Source organism: Escherichia sp. MOD1-EC7011, assembly GCF_002965005.1.
Taxonomy (GTDB): Bacteria; Pseudomonadota; Gammaproteobacteria; order Enterobacterales; family Enterobacteriaceae; genus Escherichia; species Escherichia ruysiae.
This window is the reverse complement of sequence record NZ_PTRD01000018.1, coordinates 21,037-47,521: the sequence shown is the minus strand read 5'-3', so window position 1 is coordinate 47,521 and position 26,485 is coordinate 21,037. Positions and strand designations below refer to the sequence as shown.

The 26,485-nt window shown below is 53.3% G+C and carries 27 protein-coding genes, 1 tRNA gene and 3 pseudogenes; 6 read left to right on the top strand and 25 right to left on the bottom strand.

All coding sequences use genetic code 11. From position 1 onward, the window contains the following. Both A7098_RS08740 and crl read left to right on the top strand, forming a co-directional pair. The coding region (locus A7098_RS08740) for an alpha/beta hydrolase (RefSeq protein ID WP_123056754.1) at positions 1-231 on the top strand (231 nt) is incomplete at its 5' end. Positions 232-288: 57 nt separating this feature from the next. Further along, positions 289-690 carry a sigma factor-binding protein Crl gene (crl, locus tag A7098_RS08735; protein WP_000174686.1) on the top strand — a complete coding sequence of 134 codons (402 nt, stop codon included), beginning with the start codon at positions 289-291 and terminating at the stop codon, positions 688-690. Between the two features lie 99 nt (positions 691-789). On the opposite strand, the gene phoE is transcribed toward crl, so the two are convergent. Continuing rightward, positions 790-1,845, bottom strand: a complete 1,056-nt coding sequence (phoE, locus tag A7098_RS08730) for a phosphoporin PhoE (RefSeq protein WP_105280672.1) — start codon at positions 1,843-1,845, stop codon at positions 790-792. 287 nt (positions 1,846-2,132) lie between these two features. Between phoE and proB the strand changes: the two genes are divergently transcribed. The 3 genes from proB (at position 2,133) to A7098_RS08715 (ending at position 4,691) form a co-directional block, all read left to right on the top strand. Next, positions 2,133-3,236 (top strand): glutamate 5-kinase, encoded by a 1,104-nt coding sequence (proB, locus tag A7098_RS08725; RefSeq protein ID WP_032224567.1) that lies wholly within the window; start codon positions 2,133-2,135, stop codon positions 3,234-3,236. Positions 3,237-3,247: 11 nt separating this feature from the next. After that, a complete protein-coding gene (gene proA, locus A7098_RS08720; protein WP_105280671.1) occupies positions 3,248-4,501 on the top strand; it encodes a glutamate-5-semialdehyde dehydrogenase in 1,254 nt (417 codons plus the stop codon). Between the two features lie 114 nt (positions 4,502-4,615). Next, a tRNA-Thr gene (locus A7098_RS08715) sits at positions 4,616-4,691 on the top strand. 14 nt (positions 4,692-4,705) lie between these two features. Here the strand turns inward: A7098_RS08715 and A7098_RS08710 are convergent. The 13 genes and pseudogenes from A7098_RS08710 to lafA all read right to left on the bottom strand — a co-directional run. Then, positions 4,706-5,200: pseudogene (locus A7098_RS08710) on the bottom strand (site-specific integrase); the annotation flags it as partial. Positions 5,201-5,220: 20 nt separating this feature from the next. Beyond that, positions 5,221-5,934 (bottom strand): annotated as a pseudogene (locus tag A7098_RS08705) (RNA ligase RtcB family protein); the annotation flags it as partial. A 316-nt stretch (positions 5,935-6,250) separates the two neighbouring features. Beyond that, complete coding sequence (locus A7098_RS08695; RefSeq protein WP_105280669.1) at positions 6,251-6,703, bottom strand: GNAT family N-acetyltransferase; 453 nt, start codon at positions 6,701-6,703, stop codon at positions 6,251-6,253. Continuing rightward, positions 6,700-7,755, bottom strand: a complete 1,056-nt coding sequence (gene dinB, locus A7098_RS08690; RefSeq protein WP_001226214.1) for a DNA polymerase IV — start codon at positions 7,753-7,755, stop codon at positions 6,700-6,702. Before dinB ends, A7098_RS08695 begins: the two co-directional genes overlap by 4 nt. A 70-nt stretch (positions 7,756-7,825) precedes the next feature. Next, entirely contained in the window at positions 7,826-8,749 is a 924-nt protein-coding gene (gene lafU / locus A7098_RS08685; RefSeq protein WP_105280668.1) for a putative lateral flagellar export/assembly protein LafU, read from the bottom strand. A gap of 2 nt (positions 8,750-8,751) precedes the next feature. Further along, positions 8,752-9,615 (bottom strand): flagellar motor stator protein MotA, encoded by an 864-nt coding sequence (gene motA, locus A7098_RS08680; protein WP_001169518.1) that lies wholly within the window; start codon positions 9,613-9,615, stop codon positions 8,752-8,754. A gap of 15 nt (positions 9,616-9,630) precedes the next feature. Further along, positions 9,631-10,347 (bottom strand): FliA/WhiG family RNA polymerase sigma factor, encoded by a 717-nt coding sequence (locus A7098_RS08675; RefSeq protein WP_105280667.1) that lies wholly within the window; start codon positions 10,345-10,347, stop codon positions 9,631-9,633. A gap of 19 nt (positions 10,348-10,366) precedes the next feature. Continuing rightward, positions 10,367-10,834, bottom strand: a complete 468-nt coding sequence (locus tag A7098_RS08670; RefSeq protein ID WP_105280666.1) for a flagellar basal body-associated FliL family protein — start codon at positions 10,832-10,834, stop codon at positions 10,367-10,369. A gap of 7 nt (positions 10,835-10,841) precedes the next feature. Then, a pseudogene (locus tag A7098_RS08665) lies at positions 10,842-11,908 on the bottom strand (flagellar hook-length control protein FliK). Further along, the gene (locus tag A7098_RS08660; protein ID WP_085460403.1) at positions 11,905-12,216 is read right to left on the bottom strand and encodes a flagellar protein FliT; all 312 of its coding nucleotides are present in this window, start codon (positions 12,214-12,216) and stop codon (positions 11,905-11,907) included. The pseudogene A7098_RS08665 and the gene A7098_RS08660 overlap by 4 nt, the downstream one beginning before the upstream one ends. Positions 12,217-12,220: 4 nt before the next feature. Continuing rightward, positions 12,221-12,613: a flagellar export chaperone FliS gene (fliS, locus tag A7098_RS08655; protein ID WP_085460402.1), complete on the bottom strand. Its 393-nt coding sequence runs from the start codon at positions 12,611-12,613 to the stop codon at positions 12,221-12,223. Between the two features lie 22 nt (positions 12,614-12,635). Further along, complete coding sequence (gene fliD, locus A7098_RS08650) at positions 12,636-13,952, bottom strand: flagellar filament capping protein FliD (protein ID WP_105280665.1); 1,317 nt, start codon at positions 13,950-13,952, stop codon at positions 12,636-12,638. Between the two features lie 265 nt (positions 13,953-14,217). After that, on the bottom strand, positions 14,218-15,132 hold the full coding sequence (gene lafA, locus A7098_RS08640) for a lateral flagellin LafA (RefSeq protein WP_105280664.1): 915 nt from the start codon (positions 15,130-15,132) through the stop codon (positions 14,218-14,220). 484 nt (positions 15,133-15,616) lie between these two features. Between lafA and A7098_RS08635 the strand changes: the two genes are divergently transcribed. Then, entirely contained in the window at positions 15,617-16,459 is an 843-nt protein-coding gene (locus tag A7098_RS08635) for a winged helix-turn-helix domain-containing protein (RefSeq protein WP_123056753.1), read from the top strand. Positions 16,460-16,511: 52 nt separating this feature from the next. On the opposite strand, the gene A7098_RS08630 is transcribed toward A7098_RS08635, so the two are convergent. From A7098_RS08630 to flgC, 11 genes are all read right to left on the bottom strand, one after another. After that, positions 16,512-17,489, bottom strand: coding sequence for a flagellar hook-associated protein (locus tag A7098_RS08630; protein ID WP_105280662.1), 978 nt, complete (start codon positions 17,487-17,489; stop codon positions 16,512-16,514). A 16-nt stretch (positions 17,490-17,505) separates the two neighbouring features. Then, positions 17,506-18,435: a flagellar hook-associated protein FlgL gene (gene flgL / locus A7098_RS08625; protein ID WP_105280661.1), complete on the bottom strand. Its 930-nt coding sequence runs from the start codon at positions 18,433-18,435 to the stop codon at positions 17,506-17,508. Between the two features lie 14 nt (positions 18,436-18,449). Further along, the gene (gene flgK / locus A7098_RS08620; RefSeq protein WP_105280660.1) at positions 18,450-19,826 is read right to left on the bottom strand and encodes a flagellar hook-associated protein FlgK; all 1,377 of its coding nucleotides are present in this window, start codon (positions 19,824-19,826) and stop codon (positions 18,450-18,452) included. Positions 19,827-20,030: 204 nt separating this feature from the next. Continuing rightward, entirely contained in the window at positions 20,031-20,330 is a 300-nt protein-coding gene (locus A7098_RS08615) for a rod-binding protein (protein ID WP_085460395.1), read from the bottom strand. Further along, a complete protein-coding gene (locus tag A7098_RS08610) occupies positions 20,330-21,430 on the bottom strand; it encodes a flagellar basal body P-ring protein FlgI (RefSeq protein WP_123056752.1) in 1,101 nt (366 codons plus the stop codon). The genes A7098_RS08615 and A7098_RS08610 overlap by 1 nt, the downstream gene beginning before the upstream one ends. A 14-nt stretch (positions 21,431-21,444) precedes the next feature. Beyond that, positions 21,445-22,110 (bottom strand): flagellar basal body L-ring protein FlgH, encoded by a 666-nt coding sequence (gene flgH, locus A7098_RS08605; protein ID WP_085460393.1) that lies wholly within the window; start codon positions 22,108-22,110, stop codon positions 21,445-21,447. A 203-nt stretch (positions 22,111-22,313) separates the two neighbouring features. Further along, a complete protein-coding gene (gene flgG / locus A7098_RS08600; RefSeq protein ID WP_105280658.1) occupies positions 22,314-23,099 on the bottom strand; it encodes a flagellar basal-body rod protein FlgG in 786 nt (261 codons plus the stop codon). A gap of 78 nt (positions 23,100-23,177) precedes the next feature. Next, a complete protein-coding gene (locus A7098_RS08595; protein WP_105280657.1) occupies positions 23,178-23,915 on the bottom strand; it encodes a flagellar basal body rod protein FlgF in 738 nt (245 codons plus the stop codon). Then, on the bottom strand, positions 23,915-25,117 hold the full coding sequence (gene flgE, locus A7098_RS08590) for a flagellar hook protein FlgE (protein ID WP_105280656.1): 1,203 nt from the start codon (positions 25,115-25,117) through the stop codon (positions 23,915-23,917). Before flgE ends, A7098_RS08595 begins: the two co-directional genes overlap by 1 nt. A 159-nt stretch (positions 25,118-25,276) precedes the next feature. Continuing rightward, positions 25,277-26,053: a flagellar hook capping FlgD N-terminal domain-containing protein gene (locus A7098_RS08585; RefSeq protein ID WP_105280655.1), complete on the bottom strand. Its 777-nt coding sequence runs from the start codon at positions 26,051-26,053 to the stop codon at positions 25,277-25,279. Then, positions 26,053-26,484, bottom strand: coding sequence for a flagellar basal body rod protein FlgC (flgC, locus tag A7098_RS08580; protein ID WP_000010949.1), 432 nt, complete (start codon positions 26,482-26,484; stop codon positions 26,053-26,055). The genes A7098_RS08585 and flgC overlap by 1 nt, the downstream gene beginning before the upstream one ends. Position 26,485 lies beyond the last annotated feature (1 nt).

Sequence of the window (26,485 nt, the reverse complement as noted above, 5' to 3'; positions counted from 1 at the left end):
TTGAATCGCTATTCATTGAAAGTGCAAGGGTTGCTGGGGCGTCGCTGCCCAACGCCAATGTTATCAGGCTTCTGGAAGAACGATCCGTTCAGCCCGGAAGAGGATTCACGATTAATCACTTCGTCATCTGCTGACGGTAAATTGTTAGAAATTCCATTTAATCCGGTGTATCGGAATTTTGACAAAGCACTCCAGGAAATTACTAACTGGCTCGAAAAGCGATTGTGTTAAAAATTTGCTAAATTTTGCCAATTTGGTAAAACAGTTGCTTCACAACAGGAGATCGCAATGACGTTACCGAGTGGACACCCGAAAAGCAGATTGATCAAAAAATTTACCGCACTAGGCCCGTATATTCGTGAAGGTAAGTGCGAAGATAATCGATTCTTTTTCGATTGTCTGGCTGTATGCGTCAATGTGAAACCGGCGCCGGAAGTGCGTGAGTTCTGGGGCTGGTGGATGGAACTGGAAGCGCAGGAATCCCGTTTTACCTACAGTTACCGGTTTGGTCTGTTCGATAAAGCAGGCGACTGGACGCATGTTCAGGTAAAAGATGCGGAAGTGGTTGAGCGGCTGGAGCACACCCTGCGAGAGTTTCATGAAAAGCTGCGTGAACTGCTGGCGACGCTGAATCTGAAGCTGGAACCGGCGGATGATTTTCGTGATGAGCCGGTGAAGTTAACGGCATGAGTGAAAAGTGCCGGATGTGATGTTTGAGCATCTCTTCCGGCCTGAAATAGTGGTTTTCGTAGGCCGGATAAGGCGTTCACGTCGCATCCGGCAATATTATTAAAACTGATATGTCATTCCTATCGCGACAATATCATCATTATTAATATTCAACTTATTATCGCTATCCAGTTGGTTGATTTTATAATCAACAAACGCTGACATATTTTTGTTGAAATAATATGTAGCACCGACGTCGATATAATTGACCAGATCTTCATCACCAATACCTTCAATATCTTTCCCTTTCGATAAGACATAACCCAGCGATGGACGCAGACCAAAGTCAAACTGATATTGAGCGACCGCTTCAAAGTTCTGTGTCTTATTGGCAAAGCCGCCAGTTATTGGCGTCATTTTGCGTGTTTCAGAATAGAAAGTTGCCAGATAAATATTATTGGCATCGTATTTCAGACCTGTTGCCCATGCTTCTGCACGCTTGCCTGTGCCACGGCTTTGCAGATTCTGCTCGTTGGTGCGATCTGAGTTGGTATAGGCCCCACTAATGGCGAAATCGCTGCCGCCAAAGTCATATGTCAATGACGTGCCGAAGCCATCGCCGTTTTGCTTTTTAACGTCGCGGTTTTCGTTTTTCCCTTGATATTGCAGGGTTAAGTTCAGGCCATCGATAACGCCGAAGAAGTCGGTGTTCCGATACGTCGCCAGACCGCTGGCGCGTTTGGTCATGAAGTTGTCGGTCTGCGCCGAGGAGTCGCCACCAAATTCCGGGAACATATCGGTCCAGGCTTCCACGTCATACAACGCGCCCAGGTTACGACCATAATCGAAAGAACCCAAATCTTTATATTTCAACCCGGCAAAAGCGAGACGTGTTTTTTGCTGTGCAGTATCACTCTCTGCTTTATTACCGGCAAACTCTGCTTCCCAACGACCATAACCAGTCAGTTGATCGTTAATTTGTGTTTCGCCTTTAAAACCAAAACGGATATAACTCTGGTCGCCATCTTTACTGTCGTTATCACTCATATAATGCATGGCTTTAACTTTGCCATAGACATCCAGTTTATTACCGTCTTTGTTATATATTTCTGCGGCCTGTACGGATGCAGATGCCACAATACCCATCACCACTAATGCCAGAGAGCTCTTTTTCATTTTCATTCCTGATTTTAATTAACGCGCGAATATTCAGCGGGAGAGACCCGTTGAAAACAGGAAAGTTTTTAACCTGAGATTGTTAAAGATATATTACAGATTAATAATATTCTTAAAATGTGGTAATTTATTAAATCTGTAATAAAAACGTAAACAACTGCCGCTACGCTTGCTGATCCCGCGCAACAAAACGCTATGCTTTGCTCGCAGATGGTTGGCAACCGGCGACAGTCCTGCTAAAACGTTCGTTTGATATCATTTTTCCTAAAATTGAATGGCAGAGAATCATGAGTGACAGCCAGACGCTGGTGGTAAAACTCGGCACCAGTGTGCTAACAGGCGGATCGCGCCGTCTGAACCGTGCCCATATCGTAGAACTTGTTCGCCAGTGCGCGCAGTTACATGCCGCCGGGCATCGGATAGTCATTGTGACGTCGGGCGCGATTGCCGCCGGACGTGAGCACCTGGGTTACCCGGAACTGCCAGCGACTATCGCCTCGAAGCAACTATTGGCGGCGGTAGGGCAGAGTCGACTGATTCAACTGTGGGAACAACTCTTTGCAATTTACGGCATTCACGTCGGGCAGATGTTACTGACCCGTGCCGATATGGAAGACCGTGAACGCTTCCTGAATGCCCGCGATACGCTGCGTGCGCTGCTCGATAACAACATCGTTCCGGTAATTAATGAGAACGATGCTGTTGCTACGGCAGAGATTAAAGTCGGCGATAACGACAACCTTTCTGCGCTGGCGGCGATTCTGGCGGGTGCCGATAAACTGTTGCTGCTGACCGATCAAAAAGGTTTGTATACCGCTGACCCGCGCAGCAATCCGCAGGCGGAACTGATTAAAGATGTTTACGGCATTGATGACGCACTGCGGGCGATTGCCGGTGACAGTGTTTCAGGTCTTGGAACCGGCGGCATGGGCACCAAATTGCAGGCGGCGGACGTGGCTTGCCGTGCGGGGATCGACACCATTATTGCCGCAGGTAACAAGCCGGGCGTCATTGGTGATGTGATGGAAGGTACTCCTGTCGGTACGCTGTTCCATGCCCAGGCAACGCCTTTAGAAAATCGTAAACGCTGGATTTTTGGCGCGCCACCTGCGGGTGAAATTACCGTTGATGAAGGGGCGACCGCCGCTATTCTTGAACGCGGCAGCTCCCTGTTGCCGAAAGGTATTAAAAGCGTGAGCGGCAACTTCTCGCGTGGTGAAGTCATTCGTATTTGCAACCTCGAAGGTCGCGATATTGCCCACGGCGTCAGCCGTTACAACAGCGATGCATTGCGTCGCATTGCCGGACACCACTCGCAAGAAATTGATGCAATACTGGGATATGAATATGGCCCGGTTGCCGTTCACCGTGATGACATGATTACCCGTTAAGGAGCAGGCCGATGCTGGAACAAATGGGCATTGCCGCGAAGCAAGCCTCGTATAAATTAGCGCAACTCTCCAGCCGCGAAAAAAATCGCGTGCTGGAAAAGATCGCCGATGAACTGGAAGCACAAAGCGAAAATATCCTCAACGCTAACGCCCTGGATGTTGCTGACGCGCGTGCCAATGGCCTTAGCGAAGCGATGCTTGACCGTCTGGCACTGACGCCCGCGCGACTGAAAGGCATTGCCGACGATGTGCGCCAGGTATGTAATCTCGCCGATCCGGTGGGGCAGGTGATTGATGGTGGTGTGCTGGACAGCGGTCTGCGTCTGGAGCGTCGTCGCGTCCCACTTGGCGTGATTGGGGTGATTTATGAAGCGCGCCCGAACGTGACGGTTGATGTCGCTTCCCTGTGCCTGAAAACCGGTAACGCGGTGATCCTGCGCGGTGGTAAAGAAACCTGCCGCACCAACGCTGCAACGGTGGCGGTGATTCAGGACGCCCTGCAATCCTGCGGTTTACCGGCAAGCGCTGTGCAGGCGATTGATAATCCGGATCGCGCATTGGTGAGTGAAATGCTGCGTATGGATAAATACATCGACATGCTGATCCCGCGCGGTGGCGCTGGTTTGCATAAGCTGTGCCGCGAGCAGTCAACGATCCCGGTGATCACCGGCGGTATTGGCGTCTGCCATATTTATGTTGATGAAAGTGCAGAGATAGCTGAAGCCCTGAAAGTAATTATCAACGCGAAAACTCAGCGTCCGAGCACATGTAATACGGTAGAAACGTTGCTGGTAAATAAAAACATCGCTGATAGCTTCCTGCCCGCATTAAGCAAGCAAATGGCGGAAAGCGGCGTGACGTTACACGCAGATGTAGCTACGCTGGCGCAGCTACAGGCAGGCCCTGCGAAGGTGGTGGCTGTTAAAGCCGAAGAGTATGACGATGAGTTTCTGTCATTAGATTTGAACGTTAAAATCGTCAGCGATCTTGACGATGCCATCGCGCATATTCGTGAACACGGCACCCAGCACTCCGATGCGATCCTGACACGTGATATGCGCAATACCCAGCGTTTTGTTAACGAAGTGGATTCTTCCGCTGTTTACGTCAACGCCTCTACACGTTTTACCGACGGCGGCCAGTTTGGTCTTGGCGCGGAAGTGGCGGTAAGCACACAAAAACTCCACGCGCGCGGCCCGATGGGGCTGGAAGCACTGACCACTTACAAGTGGATCGGCATTGGTGATTACACCATTCGTGCGTAAACAAAACCGGGTGATGCAAAAGTAGCCGTTTGATTCACAAGGCCATTGACGCATCGCCCGGTTAGTTTTAACCTTGTCCACCGTGATTCACGTTCGTGAACATGTCCTTTCAGGGCCGATATAGCTCAGTTGGTAGAGCAGCGCATTCGTAATGCGAAGGTCGTAGGTTCGACTCCTATTATCGGCACCATTTAAATCAATAAGTTACACATCATTAGTGCCTTCCTTATTTTTTGACTGGGACAAATTTGGGACCGATGGGTTCAGAATCGAGTCTATTTGCCGTGCGTGTTCGGTAAGGTGATTAGGCGCGAGGTGAGCATATCGACGAACCATTTCGATAGACTCCCAGCCACCCATTTCCTGTAACACTGACAACGGGACTCCGGCTTGAACCAGCCAACTTGCCCAGGTGTGTCTCAAGTCGTGAAATCTGAAATCATCAATACCAGCTCGTCTCAGAGCCGCTTTCCAGGCTGTGTTTGCGTCATACCGCATCTTCCTTACTGTTGGCGCTTTCGTTCCGTCTGGTTTGGTACAGCTTTCCTTATAAACAAATACCCAACGGTGATGATTCCCTATTTGTTTTTTCAATACGCGACATGCAGTATCATTCAGCGCAACGCCAATTGCGCGGTTTGATTTACTCTCTTCCGGGTTTATCCATGCCACCCGGCGCTGCATGTCTATTTGTTGCCAGTTTTTGTTGACCACTACAGCGCCACATCCAGAACCGGACTTCCGCTGGCTTTCACCTGTTGCATTATGCGCAGAGCGATCAGCTGGCGATTAATACGCGCAAACGCCAGCGCATCGTCATGTTCCGCAATATACCGTAGCGCGTCATCACTGCCTTCAGGCAAACCATGATGCGAAAACGAGGCAATATGTCGCTGTAAAATAGACTGCCCCAAACCCCGCGAGCCGCTATGAACCAGCAGTTGCAGATGCTGCGCATCCAGACCAGCCAGTGCAAACAGTTCCGCGTCGATAATTTGATCAACTTGTTGCAGTTCTGCGAAGTGGTTTCCGCCACCGATAGAGCCAAGCGCGCTGCGCCACGAATGCTGTGCAAACGCTGACGGCAGGTTTTCCTCCAGCCAGCTTTCTTCAGCAACGTCATCCAAAGCTGATAATCGCTTTTCAAACTTATTGGCGTTGTATTTGCGAGCGAGAATATCTGTTTGCCATAGCGCCATGCCGCAGCCGATATCATTGCCGACCAGTGCCGGGTAAAAACGACCAACGGAGAAGAACACTGCGCCAATCGGATAGCCGCGTCCGGGGTGTAAATCTGGCATCCCAACTACGCGTTGCATGTTGGGTAAATTTGCCGTGGTGTGTAATTGTTGGATCGCTGAACTCTCGATCCACAGGTCATCAGATGCGATGGTAAATACCGCATCGGATAAGGGACGAATATATTTGCCCATGTACCATTCCATTTATACTCGTCATACTTCAAGTTGCATGTACTGCGACTGCGTTCGTTCACCCCAGTCACTTACTTTAGTAAGCTCCAGGGGATTCACTCGCTTGTCGCCTTCCTGCAACTCGAATTATTTAGAGTATATAAATATAAAAATCAGAAAATGGCAGACGAATCCAGGGCAAGAAAAAAAGAATTAATCCTGGAAAGGTCTGCAAAGAGTCATTGATAAAGGATTTGTCATGATTTACCTCCTTGCAGTTTGTGGAATAAAAAAACGCCACATATTAGGCGGGCGTTATTTTCATTGCAAGCTGGATTTAATGTTGCTGTTTATATCGCATATAAAAATTAGTAAACCACGCCCCCCGACATTCAACGCGTTGTTGCTTAACCACCTGAAAACCATAACGTTCAAAAAAGGGTTTTGCAGTTATGCTGGCATCCACCGTAAGTTCGGATTCAGACTTAATAAAAGGTTTTAACAAGGCACTGGCGACACCACAGCGGGTGTATTCCGGATCAACAAATAGCATATCGATATAGTGTTCAATGCAGGTAATATAGCCGACCAGTTGTGCATTAATGACCGCAACCCGCACTTGTGATTGCACGAGTTTCTCCTTCCAGCGAGATTCATCAATCTGCGCCCAGGCGGCAATTTGTTGCGGTGAATAATGCTGACTGGCAGTCATCGTAACCGCTCTAATGAAAATAGCGCATAGTTGCTGAAAATCGCCAGGCTGATAGTCTCTTATTTGTATGTTATTCATAATCCCAGCACCAACTGTCTTTCCATTTGCGGATCAAGCAACGTCACATGCAGCCCCACCAACCGTACACCGCGTCCGCCGCGACGTTCATCCCAGGTTTTACGCGCAGTGGCGATTAGGTCAGCTTTATTCAAACGCGGCCAGACATGCTCCTGAGTGGTTTGCTGAAAATCATCGAACTTTAATTTCACTCCCTGGCGGGCGATCAGTAAATCAGGCTTCACCTTTGCCAGACGGCGCTCCAGTTCAGGATAAAGCCGCTCAATAATCGCTTCACATTCAGACCAGTGATGGATATCTTCCGCCATCGTGCGTTCCACACCGACGGATTTACGCAGCCGTTCACTGTTAACATCGCGCTCGTCGATACCCTGGCTACGCTCCCACAAAATGCGGCCAAATTTGCCAAAGCGTTTGAGCAAGGTCACCAGATCACACTTTTGTACATCACCACAGGTGCGCAGCCCCATCGCCTCTAGTTTTGCCGCTGATACTTTGCCGACACCAGGAATCTTCGCCAGCGGCAACGTTTCCAGAAATGCAGGAACGTCAGCAGGTGTAATCACAAACTGACCGTTGGGTTTGTTCATGTCAGAGGCGATTTTGGCGAGAAATTTAACCGGCGCCACGCCCGCAGAAGCCGTCAAGTGCAACTCGTTAAAGATCGTCTGACGGATTTCCTGGGCGATGAGAGTCGCAGAACCGTGGCAATGCACGCTGTCGGTGACATCGAGATAGGCCTCATCCAGCGACAACGGCTCAATGCGCGAAGTGTAACGCGAGAAGATTTCGCGGATATGATTTGAGGCTTCTTTGTAGGCGTCAAAGCGCCCCGGAAGCAAGGTGAGGTGCGGGCATAATTTGAGCGCCATGCCGGTCGGCATTGCGCTGCGTACACCAAATTTACGCGCGGGATAATTGGCGGTGCTGATCACCCCCCGACGTTCGCGGCTACCGCCAATAGCAACAGGGATATCGCGCAGGGCGGGATTATCACGCATCTCCACCGCTGCGAAAAAGCAGTCCATATCCACATGAATGATTTTACGCATCGCTCACCTCTCAATACTGGTAAAGTATACAGTGATTTCAGGGTTTGAGAAATGCGTAAAGATTCAGCATTTAACGCGTTCGCTGCGAAAGCGCCTGCTGCTTATCCAGTTTTTGCACCAACGGCTGCACCACCTTATCTCCATGCTGACCAAAATATTGATACAGCGTGTCCGAGGCGCTTTTGGTTAGCACCATAATCTCAATGCGCCGGTTGCCTGCGCTTAGCGGGTTTTTGGCATCCAGCAGCATCTGGTCCGCCATTGCGCTCACCTGCATCACTTTATCTTCCGGCATTCCGGCCTCTTCCAGCACGCAGCGAGCGGAAAGCGCGCGGTCGCCCGAAAGGTTCCAGTTGTTGTATACATTGTTTTTATAGGCCATCGCATCGGTATGCCCGGTAATAATAATTTTGTTGTCGAGCGAGTCGAATACCGGCGCGAGCTCCACCAGCAGTGTTTTAAAAAACGGCATAATCTTCGCGCTGCCGCGTTCAAACATATTGCGGTTCTGGTCATCTTTAATCAGCACGCGTAATCCTTGGGGGACAATCTCCATCTCCAGATTCGCTTCCATATGCGCATTACGGGCGATGGTATTGATATTGGTCGCCAGCTCGCCCAGTTCAGTGGCGGATTTCTTCTTCAGCAGCGCCGTTTTCTCGTTCACATCACGTGCTTTTTTCTCGGTTTCTTCCGGCACCGCCACGGTAGTCGGTTTCGGCGGATGAGGCGGGCTTATTTTATTTAACGGCGACAGCCCGCCACCGTTGAAGATCGACTGCCCATGCAGCGCCGCCATAATGCTTTCACGCTCGGATTTACTAACGCTGTTCACAATCCACAGGGTCATAAACAGCGCCATCATCGCCAGGGTAAAGTCGGCGAATGCCACCTTCCACGCGCCGCCGTGATGCCCGGCATGATTCTTTTTGATCTGCCGCCGGACGATGGTGGTTTTAGCCCCACGCTCGCGGCGGTTGCCCGTCTTTCTCATGCTTATTCTTGCTCCAGCATCGCATTCACCCACGCATCGAGATTGGCGAAGGTCGGTTTGGACGCCAGATGCAGCAGCTTACGCCCGGCGTCCACCGCCAGCAGCGTCGGTTTGCCGCCCGCCTGGGCTACCAGCACGGTACGCACGCACTCCAGCAGCGAATGTTCCGCCCGTGCCTGCTGTTCCATGGCGTTGGCGAGCGGATCCATCAGGCAGTAGCAGATAAACACGCCTAAAAACGTACCCACCAGCGCCGCCGCCACTTTCAGGCCAATCAGAGCAATAGAGCCATCGATTGACTGCATGGTGATGATAATGCCCAGCACCGCCGCACAAATGCCAAATCCCGGCATCGCTTCGGCGGTACGTTGCAGCGAGCGTGACGGCGTTAACAGTGACTCTTCGGCGGTGTCCAGCTCCTGATCGAGAATGCCTTCCAGCTCATGGGCGTCGATTTTGCCCATCGCCATCAGGCGAAAGTTATCGGCAATAAAGGTAACCAGCCGCTTCTGGGTTAACACCAGCGGATATTTCTGGAAAATAGTGCTCTCTTCCGGTTGCTCAATATGTTGATCAAGCATCCGCAGGCCGCCGTTTTGCACCATTTCGAGCAACTCATACAGGCACATTAAAAGCTGACGCTGAAATTCCGGCCCGAGCTGTTTTTTACTGATCACACCTTTAATTTGATGGGCTATCTCTTTCAGCACATGTTTCGGGTTACCAATAATCATCGCCCCGAAACCGGCGCCTAAAATAATGATCATTTCCGCCGGTTGCCAGATAGCCACTAATTGCCCGCCTGCTTCAAAATAGCCGCCAAATACGCAGCCGAGCACCACCAACAAGCCTAAAATCTTTTGCATGATTTCCTCTTCACATTAATTCGGACAGACACAATCACGAATTTTCTGTGCGATCTGTTTATTCAGTTGACAAATTCTGGCTTCAGTCAGCCCTAATACCAGCGCAATCTCTTTTAGATTCATCTCATGCTGGTAATACATTGAAAGGATCAGTTGCTCTTTTTCACTTAATTGCGCCAGCGCGTATTGCAGCATTTTCTGGGTGACAAACTGCTCTTCCAGTTCTCTGCCCGCAAGCGGAATGCCTGAACCTTCTCCGTTGAGCAACTCATCAAGACTGGCGAGGGTTTCCGCCCCTTCCAGTTGCTGATATTCGAGGTAGTCTTCATGCGAGATCCCTTCCCCGGCCAGTTCTGACCACTCCGGTTCGTGCCCCAGTTTTTTCCGCGTTTCACGAATCAGGTCTTTCATCTGGTGATATTTCTGCCGCAGCTGGCGCGGTCGCCAGTCGAGTGCGCGCAGCTCATCAAGGATCGCGCCGCGAATACGGTGCACGGCGTAGCCCGCAAAGCCTTCATCCGGCAGCCCGTATCGGCGAATGGCGTTAAGCAACCCCATTAACGCCGTCTGCTCCATATCCTGACGGTCAATAATGCAGTTACACTGCGGAGCAAGTTGCCGCACCACTTTACGCACCAGTGGTAAATAGGCCTGCAAATAATGACTCTCCTGCTGCGGGGTTAATACCGGCGCGGCAGCAAATTCTTCTGACTCGAATACGTCCTGTAGCATGTTTATATCCGCCTGGTGATTACTGGAAGACCACTTTTTTCACCAGCAAATCCTTATACGGTGCGCTCATTTTGCGACGCTGAAGATCTTTCTTTAACGCGTCAGAAATCAGTTTGCGGATGGCAGATATTTTCATGCCGCGCAAATCTTCAAATTTCATTTCCGTCAAGCATTCAACCGCAATACTTTGATACAGCGGCTCCTGATGTTTTATTTTTTCCGCTTCTTTGTCACTGGCGACCACCATCACTAATTCTGCCGACAAATAATGGTCAGCGCCGTTATTGTCATGCAGCGTGACAATGGTTTCCGGCAAGGTCACAAATACGCTTTTGCTTTCATCCATCGTTTCCACCGATTCCGCCCGCGCAGCGGCAATCGGTTTTCCTTTTCCGGCATAATGATGCCAGACTCCCCATCCAGCCCCGGCACCGACCACCAGCGCCAAAACGGCGCTGACCACGCCCGCCACCACGATTTTCTTCATATTGCCTTTACACTTTGATCAAAACGGATTCGTTCTGTTGAAATTGAGGCGCATCGTCGAGAAGTAAGGCTGCACTCACCTCCTCCTGCTGATGGCCCGACTGTTGTTGCTGCTGCGACTGCCCTTCGGAGGAGACCTGTACGTTCACCTCCATAAAATTTTGCGCCGTCAGATGTTGTCGAAGATCGTCGCTAAACTGCTGTAACGCGCGGCAGACCTCACTTTGGTTCGCACCGATGTGCACCGTCAGTTTGCCGTTGTCGAGCTGTACGGCAATCTCGAGTTTGCCAAGCGACGGCGGATCAAGGCGGATGGTGGAGATCTGCTGCTGTTTATTGAGCTGAAAGTGGATCTGATCTTTCAGCAAGGTTGTCAGTTTTTCGCCCAGTTCATCCATCGAGAGCGTGGCAGGTCTGGCGGCGATCTCATGAGGATCGCTGACCAGCTCCGGCGTCTTAACATGCAACACCGCGCGCGGCATCACCGGCTCGCTGTCCGGTACTTTTTCTGCTTTACGCTCGACCTGCGGGCGCACGGTCACGCGGTTTGTCTCAGGTTTCTGGCGAGCGGGCTGTGTTGATACGCGTGGCTGCGAGGGTGCAATGGCGCGTAAATCTTCGCTGGCGTAAGTCGCCAGTCTGGCCTGCTGTTCGGGTTTTGCCTGCGGCAACTGGGCGAGAGCCTCCTGCAACTGTGGCGGCAGTTCCTGCGTTGTTGGCGCAAGGGTTTGCTGCGACGCATGTTGTACGATCGCCTTAGCCAGATGCTGCATCACCGGCGATGCAGCCACCGTCAGCGACGGCTGCACGGCTGCCTGTTGCGCTTGAGGCGGGCAGATTGCGGAAGTAACAGCGCCATCAAGGCCTGCATCGCCGCCGGATCGTATTCCTGCGCACGCGTCGCCTGCTGTTGGGGGGTTTTAGCACTATGCACACGCTCTGCCACCGCCGCGACGGCCATTTTCGGCAGCGTAAACGCAGGCGCGTTTTCCGCGCTCACCGGCGGTAAGATGTCCGTTTTCAGCGATGCCGTTTCTGCAAGCGTTCCGAGCGTGGCAAGCAATGCCGGATTCATGACTTCTCCGAGAATAAATTAACAATTGAGTAGGCCAGTACGCCTTCCTGATGCCGCTGATGCTGTTCCATGCGCGCCTTTAACACATCTGCGCGCTGCTCGCGCCGTTTAATCAGGGCGTTAAACGCGCCGTACAGTTGCGCCTTCACCGCATCCAACTGTGCCGCATCGGTTTCTGCCACCGCGTAGTCGTGAAACTGGCGCATCAACTGCTGATGCAGCGCCGGAAGGCGTCGCCAGCGTTGTTTATCCAGCGCCTCATTCATCGCCTCAACCAGCGCGAAAAGTTGCCTGCGTTGTTTTTCCATCGTCTTAACCCAGCTTGCCCGAAAGCCCTTCCCAGCCTTCACGCAGGTTGCTTAAGATGAGCATCACTTCATCGATTTTTTCCGCCGACAATTCACCGCTGGCTTCATATAAACGCCAGACGCAATGGTCATAGAGACGCGAAAGATTCACCACCAGCTCGCCGCCGGTTTCAAACTCCAGCGAGCTAGTGAGCGCGTTGAGAATGTCGATGCATTTGTTGATGCTCTGAGCTTTCTTTTCGAATCGCTTCGCCGCGATATGGCTTTTGGCGCGTTCCAGCTCATCCATCAGGCCGGAAAACAGCACCAGTACCAGTTCCAGAGGTGACGCCGCTGCCGTGCGAGCCGCAAGGTCAACCTCTTTATATTGCGAATAGCCGTCCTGTACTTCGTACATCTTTAGGGATATTCCTTGTTAATTACGCGAATGCCGCCATGCTGGCTTTCATGGTGTACACCTCGACCAGCGTGTTGGTGTACTCCTCAAGATAGCGATCGTAGTTAGCGTTATAGGTGTCAGTAAGCTGGTCGCCTTCGTCCTGAATTTTGCTCATCTGATCGTCAATGTTCTGCTGACGCAGGGTAATGATGCCGTTGCTGGAGTCCGTATAGGTGTCGATCAGGTCATCCATCTTCGCCACCATGCTGTTATCGCCGACGAAAATAGAGGTCAGACCGTCGGGATTTTTCGCCATTTCGTCGTTGAACTGGTCAGAGTCGATCTGCAAATGACCGTGAGAATCGAGGGTGATGCCATAGTCAACAATCGACACGCCGTTGTAGCTGGCATGGGCGATGTCATCGAGCTGGTTCGCCAGTGAACTTAGCCCGGCATCGCCCGCAAATACCCCGGCGCTGCTACTGTCATCACCGTGGGTGGTCAGCGAATCAACCGTATCAATCAGCGAGTTATAGGCATCAACGAAGGTCTGTACTTTCTCCTGGCTGGCACTGGAATCTTCGCTGATGTTAAAAGTGGTGAGATCGCTGTCAGAATCGCTAACCTCGGTAAAGGTCATGGTGACGCCGGGGATCACATCATCAAAGGTGTTGCTGCTATTGGTAATGGCGGGTCCGGTGGCGCTGCCAAGATGAATAATTGCGTCCTGAGCGGAGGAAACATCCGTGGGAATGGGCGCGCTGGCGCTGTCGTTCGTGGCATCATGCCCCGTTACGCTGAACGAAAACGCGCTTTGCGCGCCGGTGCTGTCTGATGTCAGCATGATGGTGGTGGTGCCGTCGGTTTTCACCAACGCCGCCGAAACGCCTGGATTATCATCGGAGTCGTTAATCGCGTTCACCAGTTCGCTGGCGTCGATAAAACCGTCGCCGTCACCATTCTGATCCGCCGCCGCCAGATCGATATCCATGGTGCTGTCGCCCATTGTCATTTCGAAGGTGCCGGTGGCGGAAAAGGCGTCGTCGCCCATACTGAAAGTGGTCTGCTGTCCCTGCGCCAGTTGTTCAACGAAAAATGAGTAGCTCCCCGCCTGCGCCTGCGAGTTAGCGGAAACGGTCGCCGAGTCATTATTACTGGAAGCGGCGAAGGTCACCGGGCCGTCGGTATCGCTGTTCAGCGCGTCAACGGCGCTCTGGAAATCGCTCAACGCCGAGCTGAGCGAGTCCAGGCCGCTGCTTTCAGCATCCAGCTCACTCTGCTTCTCCTGCAAATTTGTCGCCTGAGTGGCGACATCGGCATAAGCGATTTCTTGCGCAATGGTTCTTGGGTTAATCATTGATGACTCCAGATAACGATGTCAGGTTATTAGCAAAAGGCGTGCCAATATTTTTTATGTGAATAATCAATAGATTGAAAAACGAGGCGGAAAGGCCGTTTCCGGTCTGGCGGAAGAGTGCCTGCCGCAGAAAGGACAACACCGCCCGCAGGCGGTGTCTTTTTTCCCCCTCGCCCTTCCAGGGAGAGGGCCGGGGTGAGGGTTAAAGCCCGCACAGCCCCTCACTCTAACCCTCTCCCCAAAAGGTCAAGAGGACAATCCGAACTTACTGCAGCAGGCTAGAAACCATGCTGGACATGCTGTTGGACTGTTTCAGCATGGTGATGCCGGTCTGCATCAACACCTGCTGTTTGGTCATGTTGGACGCTTCCGTCGCGTAGTCGGTATCCATGATGTTACCGATAGCGACTTCGGTGTTGTCCTGCATACTGGTCAGGTTGTTGGCGGTATCGTTCAGACGGTTGATAGACGCACCCAGCTTGGACTGGATCTGAGAAACATCATCCATCGCGGTAGAAATGCTGGTGATCATCTGGTTAGCCGAGCCAGACGCGGTCAGTTCAGTACCGCCAGAAACGCCTGCTGTGCCCGTGGTGTCTGCCTGATCCGCGCTAAAGGAGTTGCTGATCGCAGAAAGGTCTGTCACCAGCGTATTCAGTTGGCTTGAAATATTCACGGTCATGGTGTCAGAAGATTCCGCACCCACCTGGAAAGTTACCGCGCTCTGGAACAGGCCGTCAGTACCGGTGTTGCTGGTGCCGGAAACACCGAACAGGTTGGTGCCGCCGTAGGTGGTGTTTTGCAGCATGTCAGACATCTGCTGACCCAGTTCGTCGTATTCATCCTGCATCGCCTGCAGGTCGTCGTCGCTGTAGGTGCCGTTCGCTGCCTGAGTGGAGAGGTCTTTCATACGACCCAGTACATCAGACATTTCGTCGAACATGCTGTCGGCCGTTTGCAGCATCGCGGTGGCATCGTTAATGTTGCTCAGCGCCACGCCCATACCGCTGGACTGTGCAGTTAAACGGTTAGCAATCTGTTTGCCCGCCGCATCATCTGCTGAAGAGTTAATACGGTTACCAGTCGCAAGGCGTTCCATAGAAGTAGAAAGAGACGCGCTACTTTTGCTGATTGCGTTAACGGCGGCCATTGATGCGTTATTGGTATTCATAGATAACATGATACTGCTCCTTGGGATTAATCGTGTTCGTTTCGATACCCTGTAAAAACGACACCCCACGAGCAAACTTAAAATGACTATTAAAAATTTTTCCGTCTCTTTTATCGGATGCCACTTTTAGCTAAAAAAAACAGAATCAAATTCAGATAAAAAGATTATTAGCAATATATGCCACATGGCCAGGTGACAAAAAATGTCAGCCTCAAATGCTTGTTATCATTCAGATTACTATCAGAAAAATTGATTATTACCCAACGAACTGATGCCAAAATTTACATTGCGTTGCAAATAACACACATTTTACTATTGTGACTCGTCATCCATTTCGTTACATTCTCACGCCATATACAGATTAAGAATAATCCTATTACCATTAAATATTAATTATTACGCGGTAAAACCATCTTCTCAAGGATGTATAAGACTCTGCTTAATGCAGCGGACTATCAGGAAACATTTATCCCTTGCTAAGGTAAACTCAACCATGAGTATTATTATCAATAACTGGCGGATGGACCCGTCGCTTAATGCCTTAATTCATTGTGAAACGGGTGAAACACGTCGTCTTGGCGAATACCATTTTATTTTGCTGGAAACATTAGCAAAAAATGCCGAGACAGTTTTATCGCGATCTTATTTATGTGCCGAGGTGTGGAAAAATCGCATTGTCGGCGGTAACAGCTTGCCGACGGCGATCCACGCCTTGCGTGTTGCCATTGACGATGATGGTAAACAACAGAACATTATTAAAACCATTCCGAAAAAAGGTTACTTGTGCAATAAAGAGTATGTAGCTTTTCCGGAATCATCGCCTGCGGAGGCGCTGATTATTACCAATCAGGTACAGGAAACTGTGCCAGAAGAGATATCTTCGACAACACCGCCTGTGCCTGTTAGAAAAAAACATAAAGGAATGATGGGGCTGGCGTTAACCGCTGCTGTTATATTCGTTGGCTTGACCGTGGGTTATCCACACTTAAAAAGTACACCTGATGCCCCGCAACTGGTAAAAGAATCAATTAACAGTCCAAGAATAAAAATATTTCATCTTGGCTCTGGAAAAGAAAATAATTCCTTACCATTACTGTCACAAACTCTCGCACCAGGAAAAGACAAATTCGATAATTTATTGTCAGCGCATAATATGACCATGACAACCTATTATAAATATGTTCGTAACCGACTGGAGAGTGATATCGTTCTGCGTAACCAGTGCAACGGTAGCTGGCAATTAACCTTTAATGTGGAAAGCCGGCAGAATAGCGATATTAGTAGCGCGATGTATCAGAACTTAGAGAAGTTGTTAAATACTGTGCAGAAATCCTGATGCGCGCCAACATATGCCGGATGCGACGTTTTCTTATCCGGCATTCATATAATTAGCCCAATAAATTCCTCACCGTCTGGCTGGAAATCCGTGCCTGACCGTTCACCGCCTGTAATAACACCTGATAATTATGATTGGCGCTGTCCAGCACCCCGCCGAGGTTTTCCGATGCCTGCACCGCATTCTCCGCATCCGGGAAGCGGGACATGCTGTCGATCAACTGCCGCGCCTTCTCCTGCTGCACCGCCATTTGCGCACGTTGCTGACTAATACTTTCTAACGTCTGAGAAATCCCCGCCCCGCCCTGTTGCAAACTTTGTACTAAACGGTCGACCTGCGACGGCTCGGCAAAGGTTTTTAGCGGCGTAAACGTCGACTTATCGCCATCGGCGCGCACGCTTAAGGTGCTTTCGATATGGGGCCACTGTTTTTCTGACGTGGAGAAACTGATGCCATCGGCGTGTTGATGCATCTGCACCCCCACGCGGCGCAGCGCGTTGGTCAGCCGTGTCTGATACTGCCCGGCGCTATCATCATCAGATAACATCACCGCTGCAAGCTGGGTCTGACGCCCGTCAGAAACGCTGAACATCCGCGTTCCCGGCGTAGGGTTGTGCACCAGATTCGCCAGATCCGGCGAGTGAAAGGTTACCCGCGCTTCGCCCTGCAACACCGGCTGCAACTGGCGGTTCACCGCGCCGCCGGAAAGCGCGGCGCGTTTGTCCAGCATCTGCATGAGCACCGAGCTCTGCACCTGCCCGCCTTTGCGCTGGCTATGACGATAATCGAGCAACTGCTGTTCCAGTTGCCCAAGATAATGGTCTGCCTGCTGCAAGGTGGTGAGCTGATCGTTAAGCTGCACGCTGTAACGCTGCGGGCGAGTGGTAATCAGCGGCGAGGCCGGATATTCACTCGCCGTCGCCGGGAGTTTTTGCCGCACCGCCTGAGTGGGCGCAACGGTTGACGACGATACCGCAGAGCTATGCGCCCCACCGGTAGCGAGTGACGAAGAAGTAAGTCCGACCTGCATACTGATCCTGAAAGAGTTAGAGAACGCTGAACAAATTTAACTCACTCACTTTCGAGTAAGTCTTGAGGGTAGCTTCCATTGCCACTTCCAGTCCGGTAAAGGTGATCGACGCCGGGCCGTAATCGAGATCCTGTAATGAACCAATCAACTCATCATTAGAAGTGGATATATCGGTCTGCGCATCGCTCAACATCGACATGGTGTTCTGCGTCTCGCCAAGCGACGCAATGGAGGCGTTGAGGTCGTTCGAGGCGGTGTCCACCACATCAACGGCGTTCTGAATATCGCTCTGCACCTGCGGATCGGCGGGGTCAACGTTGGGGTCTTGCAACTCCTGAGAGAGCGAATTGAGCGTGTTGAGCACGTCTAAATTGCTGCCAAAGAAATCGCTCGCCGCCACGTTGGTATCCACTTCCACGCCGTTCGACACGGTGGTCTGGCGATGGTCGCTGTTGCCCTGATAGCTGTAGCTGTCGGTGACACCATCGCCGTCATCGTCCACCGCAACAATCGGCGGCTGATCGTTGATGGTGCCGCCAAACACGTAATGCCCGTCTTCATCCTGATAGTTAAGCGCCGCCACCATCGATTCGGTCAGCGACTCAATATCCTGCCCGAGGCTTGCGAGCGAATCGGCGGTATTGGTGCCGTTCGCCGCTTCCAGCAGGTCGTCGCGTACCGCCAGCAGGCTATTGTTGACGCCATCAAGAATCGATTCCTGCTGACTAAGCCCCGCCGACGCAGAGTCGATATTGCTCTGATACTGCTCAATCGCTGACTGCTGGCGGTTCAACTGGGTAATGCGCGTAGCGGCGATAGGATCATCCGACGGCTGCAAAATCTGCTTGCCGGTTGCCATCTGCTCGACCACGTGCGCCAGGTCGCCAGAGAGATTATTAAAACTTTGCGTCATCGAGACGTAGGTTTGTTGGGTAGTTACTCGCATTCTCGCGCTCCCGCTTAGCTGCACATTTCCAGCACCGAATCGAAAATCTCGGCGCCAGCGGAAATGACTTTCAGATTGGCTTCATAAATTTGTTGATAGGTGATCAGGTTCACCGCTTCTTCGTCCATGCTGACGCCGCTGACGCTGCTCTGCTGGTTTTGCGCTTCGGAATAGACATTGGACGCGGCATCGACTTCAGTCTGGTTTTGCTGTGTGTAAATGCCGATATTGCTGATAATTGACGAGCACGCCTGCCCGACCGTCACGCTGCCAAGGTTGGCTATCTCCAGCGGTTCGGTGGAGATATTGATCAGAGCCTGCAGGTTGTCGCTGTTGCCGCTTTCATCCGGCGAACTGGAAAACGCCAGTTCGTCGGCAGTGATATCAGGGTTAACGGTCAGCGGGCCATCGGCGTTGCTGGCGTCATAAATAAACAGCGGCTCGCCGGGATTACCGTTGAGATCGTAGCCCTGCGCCAGTTGGTTGTTGACCGCATCGGCGAACTGCGACGCCATGCTGTTGATGGTGTCGGTCAGCGGCGTCAGCACATCGTTTTGATAATCAAACAGTGCGCCTAAAGAACCGCCGGTGTCGGTAGTCATCGTCGAGGTGGTTCCGGCGAAGGTCAGCGACATGGTCGGCGTGCCATCGGCATTGGTTTCCAGCGCGATGGTCGAACTTTGCTGCCCGCTCACCAGCGGCTGACCGTTTTTCAGCGTGACGTTGTAGTTGCCCTGGTCATCGATATTGACCTGCACATCCATCATTCCGCTCAGTTCTTCCACCATCTTATCGCGCGCGTCATACAGCGCGGAGGCGTTATCGCCGTTGGCTTCGGCCTGGGCGATTTGCTGGTTATAGCTGGCGATGCCGCTGGTGAGCGTATTGATTTGCGACACCATCGCCTGCTGCTGGCTGATGATTTCCGTGCTTTGCGAGTCGACGTAATCCAGCGTGTTATCAATACGCAACGACAGCGCCCTGGCTTCGCTGATCACCTGCTCGCGCAGGGCGGAATCATCGGGGCTGGTGGTCGCTTCGTTAAGGGCGGCGAAGAAGTTATCGAAGCCGCCGCTCAGGCTGCTGTTATCATCGCTCAGTACCGCTTCCAGTTGTGTGAGATAGCCTTGCTGGGTGCTGTAATAGCCGTAATCGCTGGCGGCATACCACACCTGATTCACCTGATACTGGTTAGAGACGCGGCGAATGCTGTCCACCTGTACGCCGTTACCGGCGCTGTTCGGCGAACCGCCGCTGGCACCGATGGTGCTGATTTCCGCCACCTGGCGGGTGTAGCCTGTGGTCATGGCATTAGCGGTGTTTTGCGCCGTGACGTTCAGCTCCACCTGCGCGGTTGAGGCGCCGCTGTAGCCGATGTTAATCATGTCCATGTTGGATCCTTACCGGTAAATCGTGCCGGTTAAAAGCGGCGTTAGGTTGGGGATTCTTAAGTGGGTGATGGTGCGCGCATTGCCCCCTCACCCTAACCCTCTCCCTCAGGGAGAGGGGACCGATCGAGCACGGTATTAAACAGGGCGCCGGTTTTCTCCCTCTCCCTGTGGGAGAGGGCCGGGGTGAGGGCATCAGCGCGCACCTCACCTATGCTTCGGCGACAACTGCTTCACAATCATCGCCGCAATCCCGATCCCGTGCTGCTGCGCCAGGGTGTTACACAACTCATCGTCATAAAACCCCTGCATCATGCGCACCGAATCGCTGTTAAACGGGTTATCTTTCGAATCAAACAATTCGTTGGTTTTACGCATCTCTTTGAGCATGTTGCGTAAAAAAATCGCCTCGAACTGTTCGGCGGCCTGCCTGATATCATTGGCCTGAACTTTCGGCCCCATTAATGCGTCGCTGCCGTCAATCCCACCGCTACCGTTGATTTTCATCAGATCACCTCCAGGTCGGCATCCAGCGCGCCCGCTTCATGCAGCGCCTGCAAAATCGACATAATGTCGTCCGGCGTTGCGCCTAAACTGTTCAGCGCATTCACCAGCGTTTTCAGGCTGCTCGACTCCGGCAAACTCACCACGCCCGGGCGCGCATGATTCACCGCGATATTGCTCTGCGGCGTCACCGCCGTGCGCCCACCGGCAAAGGCATTCGGCTGGCTGACGTTGCTGGTTTCGTTAATCGAGACAGTAAGACTGCCGTGCGACACCGCCGCCGCATGCAACGCGATACCGTCACCCATTACCACCGTGCCAGTGCGTGAGTTAAACACCACGCGGGCGCGGATTTTCTCCGCCTGAACCTGCACATCATCCAGTTGCGACATAAACGCCACCCGCGCGCCGGGGCTGGTGGGGGCACGCACGGTAACGTTGGTGGAACTCTGCGCGGTGGCGATGCCGCCAAACGAGGCGTTGATCGCCGCCGCAATGTTGTTGGCATCTTTAAACGACGGGCGTTTCAGGTTGAGGGTGATGGTATCGCCCATCTGAAAATCGCTGGGGATCTCACGCTCCACCGTCGCGCCGTTGGGAATTAACCCGGCGGTCGGCTTGTTAACCGTTACGCTTGAGCCGCTGGCCCCGGTGGCATTCATCCCGCCCACCACCACGCTACCCTGCGCCAGCGCGTAAACTTCTCCATCTGCGCCGTGCAGTTGGGTCAGCAGCAAAGTGCCGCCGCGAATACTTTTGGCATCGCCAATCGACGAGACGGTGACGTCAATGGTTTGCCCGCGTGAGTACATCGGCGGCAGCGTGGCGCTCACCGCCACCGCCGCCACGTTTTTCACCTTCGGGTCGATTTTATTCGGCAGTTGCACGCCAAACTGGCGCAGCATATTGGTGATGGTCTGGTTAGTGAATTTGACCTGGTTTTTATCGCCAGTGCCGTCAAGGCCGACCACCAGGCTATAGCCGACCAGTTGGTTTTCACGCACGCCCTGTACGTTGACCAGCGACTCCAGCGGTTGCGCCAGCGCCACGCCGGGCAGCGCCAGGCTTACGGCTACCACCACCATTTTTATCCAGTTTTGCATTGCACTCTCCGGCATCAAATCGGGAACAGAGGATGGTTAAACAGCCGCGTCAGCCAACCTGCGGCGTTGGCGTCGCTTAACGCGCCGCGTCCGGCATAGGAGATGCGGGCATCGGCGATCCGCTGGGAGGAAACCGAGTTGTCGTTCTGGATATCATCGGCGCGTACCAGGCCGCTCAAGCGGATGTACTCATCACCCTGGTTGAGGGTGAGCCATTTCTCGCCGCGAATTTCCAGGATGCCGTTGGGCTGCACCGCATGGACGGAAACGGTGATCTCCCCGCGCAGGCTATTCTGCTGCTGGGAGGTGGCGCTGCCGTCAAAGTCGCGGTTGGCGTCGATGGAGCCGGAAAGCTTATCTTTGGTGTGACCGAACACCGTTGGCGCGGTGATATCGACGCTGTTGCTCTTGCCGAAATTGGTTTTCGCCTGTTTGCTCGACTGGGTCGATTCTTCGAGAATCACCGTCAGGATATCGCCCACACGGTAAGCTCGTCGGTCGGCGGTGAGCGACCAGTTGTAGCCAGTTTCAAACACGCCTCCGGCACGCCCGTCTGCCGGAGGCGGCGCTTCGGTTTTCGGTGGCGCAAAGTATGCGTCGTCTTTTTTGACCAGAATGGCCTGCGATTCACACCCGCTAAGCAGGGGAAGCAGCGCCACCAGCCAGAGATAATTTTTCACGTTCTGCCTGTTTAGTGTTGCAGGCCACGGGGGTGGCCGGTTGTTTGGTGGGTTTGGAGCTGTTTATTCCCCTCACCCTAACCCTCTCCCCAAAGGGGCGAGGGGACTGATCGAGTGCGATGTTGAATACGGCGCCAGTCTGCTCCCTCTCCCTGTGGGAGAGGGTTGGGGCGAGGGCATCAGACCGCACGCTGCCCACCGTCTTACAGCGTCTGGCTGATGTACTGCAACATATCGTCCGCAGCCGACACCATTTTGGCGTTCATCTCATAAGCGCGTTGCACCGTAATCATCGCCACCATTTCGTTGACGATATCCACGTTCGAGCCTTCCAGCGCGTTGTCCTGCAAGGTGCCCAGCCCATCTTCGCCCGGCACACCCTCGGTCGGCTGACCGCTGGCGGCAGTTTCCAGATAGAGGTTGTCACCCTCGGCGGAAAGCCCTGCCGGATTAGCGAAGTTGACCAGCGTCAGTTGCCCTAACTCGGTCACATCGCTGTCGCCGGGTAAGATCGCCGTCACCGTGCCATCCTCACCAAACGCAACGTTGGTCGTCCCCGCCGGAACGTCGATTTCCGGCTGCAACGGCAAGCCCTGCGAGTTAGTCAGCACGCCGTCGGCGTTCACCTGCAAATTGCCGTCGCGGGTATAGGCAATATCGCCATTAGCCTTTTGCACCTGTAAAAATCCCTGCCCCATAATGGCGACATTCATCGCGTTGTCGGTGGTTTCAACGTTGCCTTCGGTGAAGGTTTTCTGGGTGCCGACAATGCGCACGCCGCTGCCAAATTGCAGCCCGGTCGGCATGATGTTGTTCTGGTCAAGCATCGCGCCCGGCGCTTCCTGGGTCTGGTAGAACAGATCCTGAAACATCACCCGGTCGCGCTTGAAGCCGGTGGTGTTAACGTTGGCGATGTTGTTGGCAATCGCGCTCATTTCAGCATCCTGCGCCGAGAGGCCGGTTTTGCTAATCCATAGTGCTGCGTTCATGGTGGTAAATTCCGTGTTGTTTTTTGCCGCCGATTGCCGGATGCGGCGTAAACGCCTTATCCGGCCTACGATGTACGGTTACGAGCCGCGCAATAAGCGGTTGCCCGCGTCGCTGATATCTTCGGCGGTTTTCATCATCTTGATCTGCGCTTCGAACTGACGATTCATGGCGATGGACGACATCATCTCACTCACCGCCGAGACGTTACTGCCCTCCAGAAAACCGCCGCTAACTTTGATGTTTTCATCGCGCTGAGCCGGAACGCCGTCTGCCGTTATCAGCATCCCTTCGCCGTTTTTCGCCAGGTCAGCGACCGGAATATCCACCAGCTTCAGGCGGTCGATATCCATCGTCGCGGTCACGTCGCCGTCATCGGGCGTCACCGAGAGCGTGCCGTCGCTGCCAAACGAGGCAATCGCGTTCGGCGGCAGAATGATCGGCCCGTTATCCCCCAACACCAGATTGCCATTGATGGTCAGTTGCCCCTGATCGTCCTGCTGAATGTTGCCGTTGCGGGTATAGACTTCGTTGCCGTTTTTATCCTGCACTGCAATGTAACCCGCGCCCTGAATCGCCACGTCCAGCGGGCGCTCGGTTTTCTCCGCCACGCCAGTGCTGTCGTTCACGCCGCTGGCTCCTTCCTGCGCCATATAGCGCGTATCGAAGCCGCCGCCTTTCACCTTGTTGTTGGTCGCCATCGCCATATCGGCGCGAAAACCGTTGGTGTTGACGTTCGCAAGGTTGTTGGCGCTAATTTGCTGCTCGTACAACGTCTGAGAAGCCCCGCTCAGGGCGGTATAAATCAGGCGATCCATTACATTGCCTGGAACAGCGCGTCATCGAGCTGCGTGCTGGTGGCGATCACTTTGGTGTTGGCCTGATAGTTACGCTGAGCGGTCATCAGGTTGACCAGTTCGCTGGTGATATCGACGTTAGAGCTTTCAAGCACGCCGGACGTGAGCGTGCCGCAGGTGCCGGAGCCGGGAACGCCAATCAGCGGAGTGCCGGATTCCCCCGTTTGTACCCACGCGGTGCCGCTCACCGCTTCGAGGCCGTTTTCATTCGGGAAGGTCGCCAGCACCACCTGCCCCTGCAACATGCGCTCGCCGTTGCTGTAGGTGGCGTAAACTTTGCCATCATCATCGACCTGCACACCGTTTTGCGTAGCGGAGGCATAGCCGTTGGCGGAGTTAGTGGTGACTGAAAAGTCAGAGCCATATTGCGTACAGGTGGAGTAATTGACGGTTAAATCGATGGGTGCGGCGGCGTCGGTCTGAAACTCAATGGTCTGCGGCGTGGTTGGCGAGGTCAGTTTCCCGGTATTCGGATCGAAGGTTAAGGTGGTCGCCGGAACGCCGGTCTGCTGCTGACCGTCGAAGGTGTACTGCACTTCCCAGGTGTTATCGCTGGTTTTGGTGAAGTACTGGCATACCGAGTGTTCGTTGCCTAATGAATCATATACCGTGGTGGTGTAGCTGTCGGTGTATGAACTGCTGTTGGCCGGGTCGAACGGCACGGATGTGCGATCGATAGCCGCGTCGCTGGCATCGAAGTTGGCGGTAAAGGTCAGGCTGCTGCTGGCCTGCGCCGGAATATTGCCGGTTTTGATCTGAATATCGGTGACCGTACCCGTTTGCAGAGTGCCGCTGTCATCGACCGGATAGCCCTGCAAATAAGCGCCCGAGGCATTGACGATATAGCCGTCTTTGTCGGTTTCAAACGAACCGGCACGGGTATAAGAAATGTTGCCCGCGCTGTCGCAGGTAACAAAAAAGCCGTCGTTGTTAATCGCCAGATCCAGCGCGTTGCCGGTGGATACCAGCGAGCCGCCACGGGAAATACTTTGCGCCGTGCCTGCCACGCTGACGCCCATCGCCTGACTTCCGGCATACATCGCTGAAAACTGGGTGGTCATCGACTTATAGCCCACCGTTCCGGCGTTGGCGATGTTGTTACTGATCCCGTCCAGTTGTTCGTTAACGGCATTCAGCCCCGTCGCGGCAATTTCATAACTCATTGTGTCTTCCTGTTAATTCAGATTTTGGCAGCGTGCCCGTTGTTTTGCCGGATGCGGCGTGAACGCCTTATCCGGCCTACAAAACCATGCAGATTCAATACATTGCTGTTTCATGTAGGCCTGATAAGCGAAGCGCATCAGGCAATTTGGCACCGGTCATCACGCCACATCACTGTCGGTATCGGGTACGCCAAACTGGCTAATCATGGTGAATGGCACTTCACCCACGCCTGCCACGTTGAGCACCGGAGAGCTACCGTCGAGCGGGATGCGCACATCTTCCACTTCGCCGGAGACTTCAATCGGCACCTCTTCTTCCCCGGTGTTGGTCACCACCGAAACGTCGTAATCGCCAGGCGGGATGCCGTAATCGGCAGGGTTAATCGAAAAATCGACCTGCCCTGGCCCCACGGAAGAACTGCCTTCCGGGATTAGCGAGACGGTGTAGTCATCGCCTGCGGCATCGGTAAAGTGGAGATCGGCAGTGGTACAGGCATCGTCCAGCGTGGCGCGACCGTTAATGGTCTGGTCGCTTACCTGCAAGGCGGAGGTCTGTACCATAATGTCGTCGCCCACCAGGTTGCCGAGCGCCATCACCTGAATGTTGCTCATCAGCACCGCGTTGGTGTTGGCCTGCACGCTCATCTCCTCCATCATCGCCACCTGCGCCATCGACGAAAGCTGGTCGATATATTCGGTGGCGTCAGTTGGGTCGGTCGGGTCCTGGTTTTGGATCTCGGCGACAAACAGCGTCAGGAAGGTATCGACGGGCGACGAATCTGTGGACGTTGTCGTACTACTGGTATCGGTGGTAGCCGCGCTATCGCCCACATTACTGCTCTGCGGGGTCGCTCCCACATTGTTTTGCGCCACCGCACTACTTCCCACAGAGGAAGAGTGCGCCTGTGGTTGCGCATTCAGCGCCAGGGTATTCATCAGGCTTCTCCCAGTTTCAGCAGGCTTTGCTGCATACTTTTCACGTTGTTGAGCACATCGACGTTGGTTTCAAAATCGCGCGAAGCCGACATCATGTCCGCCATCTGTTCCACCACGTTGACGTCGGGATACCAGACATCCCCGTTAGCATCGGCGAGCGGCGAATGCGGTTCATAGCGTTTCACCGCCCCGCCGGTTTGCAGCACGTCCTGCACCTGCACGCTGGCGCCGTCAATGGCATGACGATGTGTTCCCGCCAGCAAGCTGTGGTGATACACCGCCGCAAACACCGGGCTGCGCGCTTTATACGCCTGCGCCTCGCTGCTGGCGGGCGCATTGGCATTCGCCAGGTTACTGGCGACGGTATTCAGACGCAGCGTTTGCGCCGTCATTGCCGAGCCGGAAATCTGATAGATATCAGTAAATGACATG

Coding starts and splice junctions, on each gene's coding strand:
- proA (WP_105280671.1), top strand. CDS start 3,248: ATGCTGGAACAAATGGGCATTGCCGCGAAGCAAGCCTCGTATAAATTA.
- flgC (WP_000010949.1), bottom strand. CDS start 26,484: ATGTCATTTACTGATATCTATCAGATTTCCGGCTCGGCAATGACGGCG.
- A7098_RS08675 (WP_105280667.1), bottom strand. CDS start 10,347: ATGCTACAGGACGTATTCGAGTCAGAAGAATTTGCTGCCGCGCCGGTA.
- phoE (WP_105280672.1), bottom strand. CDS start 1,845: ATGAAAAAGAGCTCTCTGGCATTAGTGGTGATGGGTATTGTGGCATCT.
- A7098_RS08635 (WP_123056753.1), top strand. CDS start 15,617: ATGAGTATTATTATCAATAACTGGCGGATGGACCCGTCGCTTAATGCC.
- crl (WP_000174686.1), top strand. CDS start 289: ATGACGTTACCGAGTGGACACCCGAAAAGCAGATTGATCAAAAAATTT.
- lafA (WP_105280664.1), bottom strand. CDS start 15,132: ATGTTATCTATGAATACCAATAACGCATCAATGGCCGCCGTTAACGCA.
- lafU (WP_105280668.1), bottom strand. CDS start 8,749: ATGAGAAAGACGGGCAACCGCCGCGAGCGTGGGGCTAAAACCACCATC.
- motA (WP_001169518.1), bottom strand. CDS start 9,615: ATGCAAAAGATTTTAGGCTTGTTGGTGGTGCTCGGCTGCGTATTTGGC.
- A7098_RS08595 (WP_105280657.1), bottom strand. CDS start 23,915: ATGGATCGCCTGATTTATACCGCCCTGAGCGGGGCTTCTCAGACGTTG.
- fliS (WP_085460402.1), bottom strand. CDS start 12,613: ATGTACGAAGTACAGGACGGCTATTCGCAATATAAAGAGGTTGACCTT.
- A7098_RS08695 (WP_105280669.1), bottom strand. CDS start 6,703: ATGAATAACATACAAATAAGAGACTATCAGCCTGGCGATTTTCAGCAA.
- flgE (WP_105280656.1), bottom strand. CDS start 25,117: ATGAGTTATGAAATTGCCGCGACGGGGCTGAATGCCGTTAACGAACAA.
- proB (WP_032224567.1), top strand. CDS start 2,133: ATGAGTGACAGCCAGACGCTGGTGGTAAAACTCGGCACCAGTGTGCTA.
- A7098_RS08610 (WP_123056752.1), bottom strand. CDS start 21,430: ATGCAAAACTGGATAAAAATGGTGGTGGTAGCCGTAAGCCTGGCGCTG.
- A7098_RS08660 (WP_085460403.1), bottom strand. CDS start 12,216: ATGGAAAAACAACGCAGGCAACTTTTCGCGCTGGTTGAGGCGATGAAT.
- A7098_RS08670 (WP_105280666.1), bottom strand. CDS start 10,834: ATGAAGAAAATCGTGGTGGCGGGCGTGGTCAGCGCCGTTTTGGCGCTG.
- fliD (WP_105280665.1), bottom strand. CDS start 13,952: ATGATTAACCCAAGAACCATTGCGCAAGAAATCGCTTATGCCGATGTC.
- A7098_RS08585 (WP_105280655.1), bottom strand. CDS start 26,053: ATGAATACCCTGGCGCTGAATGCGCAACCACAGGCGCACTCTTCCTCT.
- dinB (WP_001226214.1), bottom strand. CDS start 7,755: ATGCGTAAAATCATTCATGTGGATATGGACTGCTTTTTCGCAGCGGTG.
- A7098_RS08630 (WP_105280662.1), bottom strand. CDS start 17,489: ATGCAGGTCGGACTTACTTCTTCGTCACTCGCTACCGGTGGGGCGCAT.
- flgL (WP_105280661.1), bottom strand. CDS start 18,435: ATGCGAGTAACTACCCAACAAACCTACGTCTCGATGACGCAAAGTTTT.
- flgG (WP_105280658.1), bottom strand. CDS start 23,099: ATGAACGCAGCACTATGGATTAGCAAAACCGGCCTCTCGGCGCAGGAT.
- A7098_RS08615 (WP_085460395.1), bottom strand. CDS start 20,330: ATGAAAATCAACGGTAGCGGTGGGATTGACGGCAGCGACGCATTAATG.
- flgK (WP_105280660.1), bottom strand. CDS start 19,826: ATGGACATGATTAACATCGGCTACAGCGGCGCCTCAACCGCGCAGGTG.